Here is a 12,827-nt window from a genome sequence, read left to right as displayed (position 1 = left end):
TGATTCATCTGTTTGTCGCAAGGTGCATGTCCATAAGAACAGCCTATTTTTTATTGCTTAAGGACGAATTTGCCCAGTTCATCCTGCAGCTGTTGCGCACTTGCACTCAGCATCTCTGAGGAAGCCTGAACTTCCTCCATCGAAGATAATTGTTGCTGGGTTGCAGCGGCTACGTTGCGTGTCTCGTCCGCTGTAGATCTCGTAACGCCGACCATCTCTCCAATCGCAGCTGTGACCTGCTCGGTGCTTGCTGATACTTCCTCAGCTGCTGCTGATACCTCTTGAATATGTTCGGCTACCTGCCCAATGGAATGCAGAATGGTGCCGATCGCTTCAACGGCTTCCTTGTTGGCGGTAATTCCTTGCTCTGTTACGATTGTAGATTCCTCCATAGAGGTCGTTACCCGTGCCAGCAGAGTCCGGACATTGCCGACAAGCTGAGTAATGGACTGAGCTGAATGAGTAGCCTGCTCTGCCAGCTTGCGAACCTCATTGGCTACAACCATGAAGCCGCGTCCATGCTCGCCAGCGCGTGCAGCCTCGATATTGGCATTCAGGGCAAGAAGATGAGTCTGAGCTGAGATTTCCATAATCACAGATACGATAGATTCGATCTCATTGGAATGCTGATTAAGCTGTGCAGCCAATTCGCTGGACTGCTGGACTGCTTCCTGGACGCTACTCATCTGACGGAAGGTCTCTTGTAGCTTTGCCTCGCCCAGTCTTGCACCTTGCGTAATACTCGTAGCGGATTCCGATACATCCGAGGTAGTCTCCGCAATGCGATTAATGGCAGCGGCTACCTCATTCATGGCTTGTGCATTCTCCTCCGACACCTTCTGCTGCGTATCAGCCCCATCGGATATGGAGCCCACGGAATTAGCAATCTGCTGGGTGACCGAGGTTGACTCTACAGCTAGTGCGGACAGTTGCTCAGAGGCTGCGGCCACTTGCTCAGAGATTTCCTGATTGCGCAGCAGCAGTGTGTTCAGTGCGTCTGCCATATTATTGAACGATTCACCCACGTAGCGTAGCTCGTCTTTTGTCTGCAAGTCGAACCGTTCAGACAGATCCCCTTGTGCCATCTTATCCGCACCATCACGCAAGGTTCGAATGGTGGAGCGTACATTACTGTAGAAGCCAAGATAGAATAAGGCTACAAGCAGTACAGCTACGGACACAATGATGAGCATGAGCGTCCGGGTGTCACTTAGCGAAGTATACCGTTCGGTTAAGAGATGATCCATCTCATCAACGACGACATTAAATAGCTGCGTAGAGGTCTCAATCGTCTTCGTTCCCTCTGCGAAAAAATCAGTCGGCTTCATGGACAGTGTCGTCGCATTCAGAATCTGATCATCCAGAGTGGCTGCAAATTGTTCAATGGATTGAACGTTAATCGTGCCTGTATCTCCGATCCGCTGGCTGGAGGTAGCGTTGTTCTCTCCCAGCTTCGTCAGCGCCTTCTGAATTCCTTCAAGTGTATTCAGAATTTGATTCTTCATAATCATCAGATTAATTCGCTCATCCTCTGTCAGCTGCTTACGAGCTAAAATTCCATTTCCTTGTCCGCGCACCTGTCCGGAGAGCTCGATGAGCTCCGGCATGTGATGGACCATCAAATCCATCACATAATAGGAGTCGATCTGCGGATCGAGAGTCAGCCCCGATTGATCGGCAGCATAAATGATGAGATCCAGTGTATACTGAACTAGCTCGGAATGCCGCTGGAAGCTTTCCTCCGGGGCTAGCGTGGTCACGCTCGACTGCAGCGAGCTCCATTCATTCTTAATATTACTCCATTCTGCCTCTGTACCGAGCTTGGCGGCAGCACCAGATTGTTCTGTATCAATAGAGGCTAGCAGGTTGCCTAGCTCCTGACCCACCTCGTCGAGCTTGGCCTTGGTCTGTGAATCACCATTCAGATAGCCATTTGCTAGGCCGCGATGCTGCTGAATCTGCAGGATGACCGGGAATAATGATTTAATGTAATGAACGCCTTCTTGTTCATTGACAGCAAATCGGATATCCTTCTGCAGCTCTGTCAGCCAATTGCTCATTAGAAGTGTTAGGGGGCAAATGAAGAGAAAACTAAGCAGGATAAACTTTTGCGCATACTTCAGACGGGACATGATTGCTGTGAATGGTCTCAGGAGCCAATTATTCATAATAAACCCACCTCTATTTTTGTGTATAACTATATTATTCGGTAGAGGTGGAGCGATTTGTGATATTAAGCACTAAAAAAATGAAATTATTTTACATAAAAACTATATAATTGCTATAAAGTGCTATTTTCATTAGATTAATACACAAAATGGGCATTAGAGGAACATGAAGTGAGTATTTTATGTCGATATAAAACCTATTTTGTCTGCAGCGACTCCAGGAATCCTCGTAGCACGACAGCGTGGTTATGCTGTACATCCTTGGCGGCGTAGATCAGCGTAACTGGCTTCTCGGAAGCAAGCTCCAGGATTCGGGCTACGTGAGGCTGAAGTTCTTCTGTAGATAATTCGAGTGTGTACAACTCACGGAACTCCTCGAATCTGGCAGGGTCATGCCCGAACCAGCGTCGTAGCTCTGGACTGGGAGCAACCTCCTTCATCCAGAAGTCCAGCTGTGCGGACTCTTTTGCAACCCCTCTGGGCCAGAGTCGATCCACCAGAATACGAAGACCATCAGAGGAATAAGGGGGCTCATAGATTCTTTTGAGCAGGAACGGATGCATTGGCATTAATTCCCCTCCAAATGTGGTAGCTGTACCGGAGAATACACGATGGTGTCGCCATCCTCCTCACGCTTCAAAACGATGCCGAATACGACATTTCCCTTGTGATCCCCTGAGGGAAGGGCAAAGATCATGGGCGGACAGCGGAGCTCAGAATTGTAGGTGAATTGCTGCTTCCAATGGGCAAGAGCCACTTCGAGCAGTTCATCAATTTGCTGCAGGATGACTGTCAGTTCTCCTGCTACAGCTTGGTAGAAGGGTTCATTTTGCGCATACTTGTGAGACAGCTTCGCCTTGTACTCTTCGATATAGAGTAGGCCAAATTCCCAATCCAGTGGATAGATGCCAAGATCATAATGATAAAGCTTCAACTAAGACACTCCTTTGAAATAAATGTCATGAGGTGATAATAAAAAAGTGTATACATTAGCTGAATTTTATTATAGATCATACTGATGAGATTGTTGTGTGAATCAATGTCTTTAGACGCAAGAAAAATCAAACAACCGTCTCCCGTAAAATAGTGAGAAACGGCTGCTGCTTAAAAGCACCTACTCTTTTTCGACTTTGTGACAAGAAACAGGCCCATCCTGCTGCATATAGATGTCTTCTATAATGTCAGCAAGCGTAACCTTCTGCGCTAAAGAGCTTGCTTATTCCTTTTAACACGTCTAGACCATAGTTGAAAGGAAGGTATTCATCAAGCGGCGATCTCTTTTCACTGTCTATGAAAGATCAGCCCTCGTGACTACCAGAATACAACAGGTAGAAGGGAGGAGGAATAAATGCTGGCGGGTATTTGTAAATGGATCTTCTGGGACTAAAAAGGCCCGCGTCCTCCACGGGCCTTTGCTGCGTTGCTTATTTTTTAAAGTTAGTGACGGAGTAAGTTGTCAGTATAGCTGATCTAATTACTGAGATTTGTTTCTATCATGAATCCCGTGATAGAGTTAGCTACCCCTCAGCCAACTCTTGCATCCCTCTGCTAATTGTTGAAGCTCATTGAATAACTCGCCTGCATGGTAACCGTCACACACTGCATGATGAAATTGCACGGACAAGGGCAGCATTAATTTTGTGTCTTGCCACAAGTATTTCCCTAAAGTAAATATGGGCAGCAAATAGGCTTCTCCTGAATAGATATTCAGGTTAAATCCGGTAAAGCTAACCCATGGAATACTGGATATTGAGAAAGTGTTTGGTGGTTCATGAGTATCAGGGAATAGCTGGTTCGCATTTTTGTGCTTTGTGGTTACTTGAAGATAATGATTATAAAAGGTCTGAAAATCCTCGTTGAACGGTGTCCAAATGCTTGAGAAAGATTTATGCCTCTCATGAAATATGGTGAAGCTTGGAGACATTTGATCCCACACGCCCAACCGTCCTTCGGAATCTAAGCAAGTTCGGAATTCGTTGTGTCGATTAACCACCGTGGTCAGCATATGGATTAACGCAGGGTATAATTTGATGTCCATGCGTTTTAATTCTTCTCGCAAGAGACGAATGTCTATATCGGCAGTTATGCTGTAGGTACATTTGACATGATTGAAATAATGCTCAAAATAAGGCTTTCTAGGCCAACGATCCATATCAATTAGCTTGAAATTCATTTTTCACCCTCCTAAAAATCTTTTTTAGGAGGGTACATCCACTGCTTTAACCATTTCCTCACAGCCTTTACGTTCTCATTTCGCTTCCTTTTGCTTCTTATTTCTCACCTGTAGCCACCGGGTTCTCCTCGTAGCTAATCCAGTCGCTCCAATCGGATTCGCCGATGTCTAGTTCATCGCGTCATCGACGTTGTTCACAAAACTGTATGTGAAAAATGCAGCATACGGATGGGAACGATTTTACCGGTTGGGTATGCGGCACCTTTTATTATATCAGTCTTATAGAAGTTATATTGGAAAAATATTCAATAATTTCCTGATAAAACACTTTGGATGGCGTATTCAAAACACGTTTTTTGTGCCGAACGATTCCGTGAACGAAGCTTACTTGTCGAGGCAGGGGAAGTGAAACGACACTGCCTTCCGCAAGTTCTCGAGCCATCGAGATTTTAGGCACAAGAGCAACGCCGAGTCCGCAAGTGACGATCTGCCTTACAAGTTCGGTACTTGCAAATCCGGTCGAACGGCTTCCAGAAGGAAACCCCATTTCGCTTAACAGTTTAAGTCCTTCCGTATGATACACACAGCGGGAACCGAAACCAACCATCTGAATCCCCGAAGTATTTTCCCAGCCTTCGCTTTCGATCACATGAGCCAGACTTTTGGAGGCGACGACGATCATTTCTTCTTCGATCAGCGGTTCGAAAATCAGATCTTCTTTTTGGGGGTCCATCGGCACGATTCCGAAATCGAGTGCATGAGACTGAACTTGTTCAACGATGTCCGCTTGAAATCCCGTTTCCAACAGCAGATTGATTTCGGTGTATTCTGTGAAAAAAGCATGCATAAAATCGGACATCCGCGTGACCAAAAAAGATTCCAAAGATCCCAAACGCATCATGCCTCGAGGATGATCCAGATTTTCCAAGGCTTCTTCGAGCGAATGACCCAGCTGTACAAATTGTCGGGCATAAAGCGCAAATTGTTCGCCCGCTTCAGTGGGCTTTACGCCGCGGGAAAGTCGGTGAAAAAGTTTTTGATTGCAGCTTTGCTCCAATGACTGGATCTGCGAAGTCACCGTCGATTGTACATAACCCAGCTTTTCTGCGGCACGGCTAAAATTCCCTTCTTCCAATACGGCCAAAAAGGTAAGCAGCGACCGTCCTTCCAAAGTCTCCAACATGATTGTTCCTCCTAGGTATCGAAAAAGGAAATGGATTCTATCGTATTTTTTCGTTTTTGAAATGGATAAATCTATGATAACATCAGGATGTTCTCAAGCCAACCACTTCTTCAAGGGGGAAATTATCATGATGCATACAGCCAATGGTCATTATATTAAGGTCGAGGAAAACGTCACGCTTTACGTGGAAGATGTCGGGGAAGGCAAACCTGTTGTATTTGTACATGGCATGCCGGTCAATCACCGGATTTACGAGTATCAGCAATCGATCCTGCCTCAACAAGGTATCCGTTTTATCGGAATCGATCTGCGAGGATATGGCCGTTCCGATCATCCGCTGCACGGGTACACTTACGATCGGATGGCAGACGACATTAAGGCAGTGATCGATCAGCTTGATCTCAATGATGTTACGCTGGCCGGGTTTTCTATGGGCGGCGGCGTTGTAACGCGGTATATGGGAAGGCATGGAGGACATAAAGTTTCCAAATTGATGCTTTTTGGAGCCTCGACGTTGAGCAAACTTCCCGAAGAAGCGGTAAACGGATTGATCGCCGGGCTTCAATCCGATCGTCCGCAAACGCTGACGAATATGTTTAAAGGATTTTTCCACACACTGCCTTCCCAAGGGATCGAAAACTGGTTATGGCACATGGGGATGAAGGCAAATGTTCATGCCACGATCGAAACGGTAAAAGCAATCGGCAGGGAGGATCTTCGCTCCGATCTTGAAGCCATTCGTGTTCCGACATTAATGCTGCACGGCGTTCACGATCAAGTGTGTCCGTTCCCCGCCGCCGAGCAAGCTCACGAAATTGTATCGACATCCAAACTTGTTCGTTTTGAAAACAGCGGACATGCCCCTTTCTATGAGGAAAAAGAAAAATTCAATCGGGAAGTCATAGATTTTGTGCGGTCATAAAAGGCTTTCTGATGAATCAAGGCAGACGTTTCAAGTTCTTGCTTGCGTATACAGGCTCGCCGGGTTTTGCCGGCGAGTCGTTTTATCTTATGCTGCTTCCGGATACGGATAGCGTCTCATATCGTTTATCTTCCGACGTCCCCACTTGTGATTTCGAATGTTGCTTTGTTACTAAGGGTGGAGTTGAATATATTGTAGAACGCATCTCCCAACCGTTTTAGCCCCTTAAACCGTGTACTTTCTCAACCGCCACAACGCAAAAAAAGCCCGCGTCCACCGCAGGCTTCTCTACTCCAAGCTGACCTACACCTCTTCCCCCGTCGCCACCGAATTATCCTCATACGAGATCCAATCGCTCCAGCTCCCTGGATAGAGCTTCACATTCTCATATCCGGCCTGCCGGAGTGCGAGCACGTTCGGACAAGCGGAGACACCAGAGCCGCAGTAGACAATAATCTCAGCATCCTGATCCAGTCCGGCAAAGTGCTGCGCCAGCTCCTCAGAGGATTTCAGGCTACCATTATCATTCAGAACATCCTTCCAGAAATAATTCAAGGCACCCGGGATATGTCCGGCCTTCTTGTCCATCGGCTCCTCCAGGCCCAGATAACGATTGCGGTCACGAGAATCAATGAGCACCTGAGGTCCGGCTGTCTCAACCATGGCTGACACGGCCTTCTTCGACACCTCACGAACATAATCTACATCTACAATCATATCTGGCTGTGGATGGGCAACAAAGGTCTTGGGAATGACGACAGGCTGCTCATCCGTAACCGGAAATCCAGCTTGCTGCCATGCGGTGAAGTCCTGCTCCAGAATGTAGACCTGGGTATGACCAAGATAAGTGAGCATCCACCATAGGCGGGAAGCATTCATGCCATTGTTGTCATCATAGATTACGATCCGGTCATCCTGGCTGAGTCCAACACGGCCGAATACGCGGGCGATCTCCTCCGGCTCCGGTAATGGATGTCGTCCGCCATGTGTGGTGACAGGTGCGGAGAGATCCTGCTCCAGATCAAGGAATACGGCACGCGGAATATGTGCCTCTTCATATTTTTGACGCCCGGCGGCGGGGTCGTTCAGCCAGAAACGGCAATCTGCGATGACCAGATCAGGCTCATACATTCGGGCGAGCAGCCATCTGATGGATACGGTATTTTGCATAGGGACAACTCCTTTTTTGAGAGACAGTTTCTGTTCGATTCAAGCAACTGATATGCTTTATTTTAGCCCAACCTGCTTCAGAAATCGATTCTGCTTGCTCTGACTTCCAAAGATCAGATAGAGCACCAGATCACGTTGATAATCCTCCAGTGCCTTCAGGTGGTCAGCGAGCAGCTGTGCCAGCTCTGGCGAGTCGAATTGGTCCGCGAGTCCCTTAACGGGTCTGGCAGATTCACCACTGCCGAGCAGAATCGAGATGAGCACCGGAAGCAGCTGTTCATCTAGCTGATACGTTGAGATGAAGGCTTCTGCGAATGCATTGTGGGCGAGCTGATGCTCTGTATCGACCAGCTCCATATAGTGCTGCAGCAGTGGAAAATATGCCTTGCTGTGCAGAGCTAGCCCAAGCACCGCATACGATCCGGGCATTACTGACTTTTCACCCGACTCCACATCTCCATACCAGGCGAATTCCTTCATCGCAAGCTGTGCGTATTCTGAGAGCAATGGGTGCAGTGCAGGGTATTGGAGGGCGCCTACAAAGAAACGGTGCAGCGGCGACTTCGCCAGACCCTTCACCGGCAATAGCAGCTTCGACTTGCTTCCACCAAGCTTGAGACTGTATTCCACAGGAAAACCTTGGCGCAGCAGGTCACAGAGATAGGTCAATGCATCTGCATAGCTCTCCTCCGTATCTGTCAGCAGCTTGATCTGAATCGTATGTAAAATATCGTTCGCCTGCCCTTGGATATGAGCTGTACGCCGCTGACTTTCGATGGTGCCACTGCCCTGCTGTAGATAGCTGTGTGCTTGCTCTGAGCCGAGTTGAACTGCGTACTCCAGATACTGCCTGCGGTCCCCGGAATCCGTCATACCGATACGAAGTGCCCCATACACAAGCTTGTCCAGCTGTGAAGGCTCTATTGCAGGCCGTGCCTCATCCGGCTTCAGAGTCAATGTCCGGTTAAACAGTCCACCAGCATCGTAATATTGTGGTAGTAACCTATCATCTGCCCAGAAGCGGAAGGCAAGGCCTGAATGGCGTACCCAGTCCTCGTAGAGCTTGGGGATAGGCTTCAGCTTATGGTCTAGGTGCTCGCACAATTCCTTCAGTGTGGCAAGGTCATCAGGGAATACCTCTGGATTCACCAGCTGCCTTGAAAAATGGAACAGATCCTTTTCTTTCGGATATATGGGAGGAGCGCTTTGTACTTTGTCACGGATAAAAGTATGTAATGCCTTCTGCAGCTCACTCAGCTTAGGCTCATGAATCCAGCGCTCTGTCCACTGCAAAGAGTCACTTCCCGTGGGTCGTTCAAAGTGCAGAACAAGCTCCAGATGATAATCGAAATACTTCGGTCCATGAACATTATCGTAGAACAGGCGCTCCAGCTCCTGCTTGAAGGCGGGCAGCCATTGTTGTGTGATGAGCTCATCGGTAAGCTCGGTGATATCAATTGCGGTATCCCATGTATACGCAGAATCACTCCAATCAAACGGACGACTGATCTCAAAGAACATTTTGCCATCGGCCCAATTGAATTTCCCCTTACGGTAACCGACACGGATATAGTCGTGTATCCCCGCCTGCAGTGAACTGAGCTTCCCCAGCTCTTCAATGCGTGCCTGTTCTTTCATTAGTACGGGCTTCATGTGTTCCCAGGTCTCGTTCAGCAAAATCTGTACATTATCATTCATAAGGCTCTCTCCCTGTAGTTCTTATGTAGTGTCATGAGTAGCGTCATGCTAAGTATGAGAAATATGGAGTGGACTATAGCGTATGCAGATTGCCAGCCGAGTTGCACATGTTATCCAGAATAGACTGTAAGCTTCATTATAACATGCCACAATTGGTGAAACATGGAACCTAAGCCGCATAACTAGTGGGGACAACAACATGTTTATCAAGGGAAGTGTATGTGCCGAGTAAAGAGGCAGTCATAGGTGGATATCAACATGCGTGTGAATGTGCGTGTGGATGTGCCTGTGCACATCAAAAAAGGAAGCCCGCTAGAAGCAAGCATCCTTGTACATATATTGCGTACGATGCTCCATTGTGATAGTAGCATCAACCGCAACATCAGCATTAATATAAAAATAAATATCAATATCAATATAAAGGCCTACACTATCCAATCGTCTGCACGACGTTGCCGTCTGTATCCTTGATATGAGTCTGTACAACCTGAACCTGTACTTTCGGGAAAGAAGACAGCTTAACGGTACCAGCGATAGGCTGAAGCAGCTCTGCCAGTTCATTCACAGCCGCTTCATTCAATTGCACATGAATCTCCTCATTCTCCTCGGTAACAAGCGGCTGCTCACCCGGCTCCAGAATGATCTGCAGACCCGAGCTAACAAGCGTCAAGGATCGATTGTGCAAAATTCTCCTCCGTAGCAGCTTACCGACTACCTCTGCCTGCTTCGCTCCCAAGGTGAGGGTATGTGAATCAGCTAAGGATTGCCCGGGGAGCGTCTCCCAGCCGAGCTGATCCACGAACAGAAATCCGGTACTGGACCCTTCGCGCTCGCTGCCCTCCTGCACGGCTTGCAATGCGGCTGGCTTCGTCAGTATGGAATCACGTCCGAGATCAGTCAAATAGAATGGAATATATTCAGCCAGCGTATGCAGCAACCCAAGTGTATTCCATTCCTGCGTAACCTGAAGCTCGTCCGCTGTAATGCCCACGACCTGTATGAATTCCACCTTGCCGTTAGGCGTATCCATTTCCTTAAGCTCTGGGTCTGTGATGAAGCCCAGCGCTGTCAGCTTCGTATCCGATCCAAGCATAATCGGACCGTTCGCATCCATGTGATCGCCATTTCTGAAAATATTGCCGCTGCCGAAGACATAACGAGCGAGATTTTGCAATAGATTCATCGTCCAGGCTGGAGGCTCCTGCTCATCAGGCTGTCGGACCAGTCGCAGCGTGAGCTCGAAGCCGTATCCGCTGTAATCAGGGTCATCAGTCTCTTTTTCATACAGGTCAGAGAAGCCATACGTTACAAAATGCCAGTGGGGAACGGGCTGCTGTGCCCGATAGACACTGATTCCGTTCAGCGGATCATTTCCTCCTAGCATGTAAGGGATGGAGCTGGCATAATGCATGGGCTCCTGATCCCCATAGATTTGCTCCAGAGCGCCGTCTATGGCCTCCCAGCCGATTGCTTCCACTTCTTCACTCATCACGAATCCCCCTGTCATTTACCAATTATGAAGTATTCGTGCCTATTGTAGCATGGCTGACGGTAGTGAGGCCAAATTGTACCTATTCAAAGCGACCAAGAGCTTAAAGACGACGAAGATGAGTACACAAATTCACAAAAGTGATGTAGCAGATGAATAGCACACCTTGTGAGTGGTAGGACATGCTCCTGACCCTATATTACTTGGCTACAATGCGACCATCACCGGCCAGCATCCGAAGTTCACGTGGCAGGCGGTCCTGCTCCTGCTCGGGAATCAGAAATTCCACACCGTAATAATTCTGGTCCTTCTCCAGTGGTCCCCAGCGGAGCTCGCCCTCTAATTGAAGAGGGTCCTGATTGAGCTGCAAGTCCAGACGGATCGCGATCCTGTTGGTGCTCACATGAAGGGCCAGTGGTATCCATATGCGGCACCCAGAGCGGCTAATATCATACAGACGGGCAGGTACAGGCTTGGTAGGTGCCGGATTTCCATTTATACTGAGAATGTGGAGCTCGAAATCTACAGGGTCTTTCATTGTATATCGAAAAGGTTCTTTTCTGCGGTTCATAATCATGATGTCCTCCATGCTCCATAATGTTCCATTTAAATTTGCTTTTCTTTATTCATCGTCAGGAATCGTGTGTAAATGAAGACTAAAATTGTAGTTAAGTAGGAACACGGTCAGGAAGGAGTAGCAAGATGACATGGTTAGACCAGAGCATTTCCGAAAAATGGCGTAATGAGGGGAAACGTTATGCCAAGGAAGTGAATGAGTTCGTAAGAAGAGGGATGGCAGGTGGCTGGGCAGAAACGGATGATAATCAGGAGCCAAGGGCGGATAGACGTTCACAGCTGGTAGCCAAGGTGCTGCGGATGATTCAGGAGGCTAATGCTGCCGGAGAGGTCGAGCTGCTGCGTCAAGAGCTGCCAGCCGCATCATGGCCGCTAACCTCCGAATTCGAGCAGCAGCTGCAATCGGTCAGACCTATGGTCCAACTGGAGGATGGTCGCGTGATTCTCGGGGTAGGCCAGCCGTGGTCAGGCTACAAAATGTATATAGCTACAATAGAGGAGATAAGCGAGCTTGAGCAGGTGAGCTTCACAGGTGTCTCTCCAGATGGTCGTTATATCGCGCTTGTAGACAAGCATAGCATTCGTGTGATACAGGGCAGAGATATTACAGGAGCTGTAGTGCGGACCTATATATGGACGGAAATACTTAGCCAAATTAGAGCGGAGACCGAAGGAGTGCAGACACTTGCGGATGAGGCGTCGCCTGAACTGCAGCTTATAGAGGTCATTCCATTTGGCGAGGAGCATAGGGTGCTGCTGGTCACCATGCACGGTGTGTACCTGGTGAAGCATGGGCAGGTCGAATTGGTTGAACCTGATCTACCTTCCTTGCGAAAGCATGAGCTAGAGGAGACACGGATTGATATGGGTCACGGAAGTGTGTCGCCAGACGGGCAGTGGATCGCTTGCGGCAGCCAGGGCAGTGACCATGTGCTCATGCATGTGGAGAGCGGGACACGTTATGAGATTCCCCCAGAGATCAGCTACCCGCACTACAGCATCTTCACGCGTGATGGCAAACAGGTGTGGTACAATGCATGTCATTTCTATAACGGAGCTACCGTGTCGGTAAACGTCCCCGAGAAGACTGGAGCAGAGACAGCTCTTGAACAGCAAGAGTGGCCGTTCGTGGATGAGTCCATGCGAGTCTATGCTGGCGCAGCTCTGAAAGAGGGGATTATTTTAGGAGATGCTTACGGCTACCTGCGCCTGCTGGACGAGAATGGGCAAGAGAAATGGCGTTATTTTGTAGGCAGCACCATTGCAGGGCTGCTGGTCAGCCCTGACGAGAGCCAGCTCTATGTGGGAACTTATGGCGGGATGCTGCATGTGCTGGATCTACAGAGCGTGACCACAACGGACTATGATATCGGCACGGCCCCTTTACGGGAGAATGGACGCTGGATGCTATGGAAGGAATGTGAGCCCCTGCGCTGGTAGCATGGCAC

The 12,827-nt window shown here is 48.5% G+C and carries 11 protein-coding genes; 2 read left to right on the top strand and 9 right to left on the bottom strand.

Annotation, left to right across the window (positions count from 1 at the left end; genetic code table 11):
• Positions 1 to 50 precede the first annotated feature (50 nt).
• From MKX74_RS19000 to MKX74_RS18980, 5 genes are all read right to left on the bottom strand, one after another.
• Positions 51 to 2,168 carry a methyl-accepting chemotaxis protein gene (locus tag MKX74_RS19000; RefSeq protein ID WP_341179439.1) on the bottom strand — a complete coding sequence of 706 codons (2,118 nt, stop codon included), beginning with the start codon at positions 2,166 to 2,168 and terminating at the stop codon, positions 51 to 53.
• 197 nt (positions 2,169 to 2,365) lie between these two features.
• A complete protein-coding gene (locus tag MKX74_RS18995; protein ID WP_341179438.1) occupies positions 2,366 to 2,737 on the bottom strand; it encodes a DUF488 domain-containing protein in 372 nt (123 codons plus the stop codon).
• Positions 2,737 to 3,102 (bottom strand): hypothetical protein, encoded by a 366-nt coding sequence (locus MKX74_RS18990; RefSeq protein ID WP_341179437.1) that lies wholly within the window; start codon positions 3,100 to 3,102, stop codon positions 2,737 to 2,739. Before MKX74_RS18990 ends, MKX74_RS18995 begins: the two co-directional genes overlap by 1 nt.
• 579 nt (positions 3,103 to 3,681) lie before the next feature.
• Entirely contained in the window at positions 3,682 to 4,341 is a 660-nt protein-coding gene (gene catA, locus MKX74_RS18985) for a type A chloramphenicol O-acetyltransferase (RefSeq protein WP_341179436.1), read from the bottom strand.
• A 268-nt stretch (positions 4,342 to 4,609) separates the two neighbouring features.
• On the bottom strand, positions 4,610 to 5,524 hold the full coding sequence (locus MKX74_RS18980; protein ID WP_341179435.1) for a LysR family transcriptional regulator: 915 nt from the start codon (positions 5,522 to 5,524) through the stop codon (positions 4,610 to 4,612).
• Positions 5,525 to 5,651: 127 nt separating this feature from the next.
• Between MKX74_RS18980 and MKX74_RS18975 the strand changes: the two genes are divergently transcribed.
• Positions 5,652 to 6,446 carry an alpha/beta fold hydrolase gene (locus MKX74_RS18975; protein WP_028591314.1) on the top strand — a complete coding sequence of 265 codons (795 nt, stop codon included), beginning with the start codon at positions 5,652 to 5,654 and terminating at the stop codon, positions 6,444 to 6,446.
• A gap of 303 nt (positions 6,447 to 6,749) precedes the next feature.
• Here the strand turns inward: MKX74_RS18975 and MKX74_RS18970 are convergent, their stop codons facing one another.
• The 4 genes from MKX74_RS18970 to MKX74_RS18955 form a co-directional block, all read right to left on the bottom strand.
• Positions 6,750 to 7,616, bottom strand: coding sequence for a sulfurtransferase (locus tag MKX74_RS18970; protein ID WP_341179434.1), 867 nt, complete (start codon positions 7,614 to 7,616; stop codon positions 6,750 to 6,752).
• Between the two features lie 57 nt (positions 7,617 to 7,673).
• On the bottom strand, positions 7,674 to 9,314 hold the full coding sequence (locus tag MKX74_RS18965) for a DUF6138 family protein (protein ID WP_341179433.1): 1,641 nt from the start codon (positions 9,312 to 9,314) through the stop codon (positions 7,674 to 7,676).
• A gap of 430 nt (positions 9,315 to 9,744) precedes the next feature.
• Positions 9,745 to 10,803, bottom strand: coding sequence for a suppressor of fused domain protein (locus MKX74_RS18960; RefSeq protein WP_341179432.1), 1,059 nt, complete (start codon positions 10,801 to 10,803; stop codon positions 9,745 to 9,747).
• Between the two features lie 199 nt (positions 10,804 to 11,002).
• The gene (locus MKX74_RS18955) at positions 11,003 to 11,374 is read right to left on the bottom strand and encodes a PilZ domain-containing protein (protein WP_341179431.1); all 372 of its coding nucleotides are present in this window, start codon (positions 11,372 to 11,374) and stop codon (positions 11,003 to 11,005) included.
• A 131-nt stretch (positions 11,375 to 11,505) separates the two neighbouring features.
• On the opposite strand from MKX74_RS18955, the gene MKX74_RS18950 reads away from it, so the two are divergent.
• The gene (locus MKX74_RS18950; RefSeq protein ID WP_341179430.1) at positions 11,506 to 12,819 is read left to right on the top strand and encodes a PQQ-binding-like beta-propeller repeat protein; all 1,314 of its coding nucleotides are present in this window, start codon (positions 11,506 to 11,508) and stop codon (positions 12,817 to 12,819) included.
• Positions 12,820 to 12,827 lie beyond the last annotated feature (8 nt).

The organism is Paenibacillus sp. FSL K6-1230, assembly GCF_038002385.1.
GTDB classification, from domain to species: domain Bacteria; phylum Bacillota; class Bacilli; order Paenibacillales; family Paenibacillaceae; genus Paenibacillus; species Paenibacillus massiliensis.
The sequence above is the reverse complement of the archived record's forward strand: the minus strand, read 5'-3'. Positions and strand labels throughout refer to the sequence as shown.

What these genes read in the sequence shown, in the direction of transcription:
- MKX74_RS18955 (WP_341179431.1), bottom strand. Translation starts at nt 11,374, where the DNA reads ATGAACCGCAGAAAAGAACCTTTTCGATATACAATGAAAGACCCTGTA.
- MKX74_RS18950 (WP_341179430.1), top strand. Translation starts at nt 11,506, where the DNA reads ATGACATGGTTAGACCAGAGCATTTCCGAAAAATGGCGTAATGAGGGG.
- MKX74_RS19000 (WP_341179439.1), bottom strand. Translation starts at nt 2,168, where the DNA reads ATGAATAATTGGCTCCTGAGACCATTCACAGCAATCATGTCCCGTCTG.
- MKX74_RS18970 (WP_341179434.1), bottom strand. Translation starts at nt 7,616, where the DNA reads ATGCAAAATACCGTATCCATCAGATGGCTGCTCGCCCGAATGTATGAG.
- MKX74_RS18960 (WP_341179432.1), bottom strand. Translation starts at nt 10,803, where the DNA reads ATGAGTGAAGAAGTGGAAGCAATCGGCTGGGAGGCCATAGACGGCGCT.
- MKX74_RS18975 (WP_028591314.1), top strand. Translation starts at nt 5,652, where the DNA reads ATGATGCATACAGCCAATGGTCATTATATTAAGGTCGAGGAAAACGTC.
- MKX74_RS18965 (WP_341179433.1), bottom strand. Translation starts at nt 9,314, where the DNA reads ATGAATGATAATGTACAGATTTTGCTGAACGAGACCTGGGAACACATG.
- MKX74_RS18980 (WP_341179435.1), bottom strand. Translation starts at nt 5,524, where the DNA reads ATGTTGGAGACTTTGGAAGGACGGTCGCTGCTTACCTTTTTGGCCGTA.
- catA (WP_341179436.1), bottom strand. Translation starts at nt 4,341, where the DNA reads ATGAATTTCAAGCTAATTGATATGGATCGTTGGCCTAGAAAGCCTTAT.
- MKX74_RS18995 (WP_341179438.1), bottom strand. Translation starts at nt 2,737, where the DNA reads ATGCCAATGCATCCGTTCCTGCTCAAAAGAATCTATGAGCCCCCTTAT.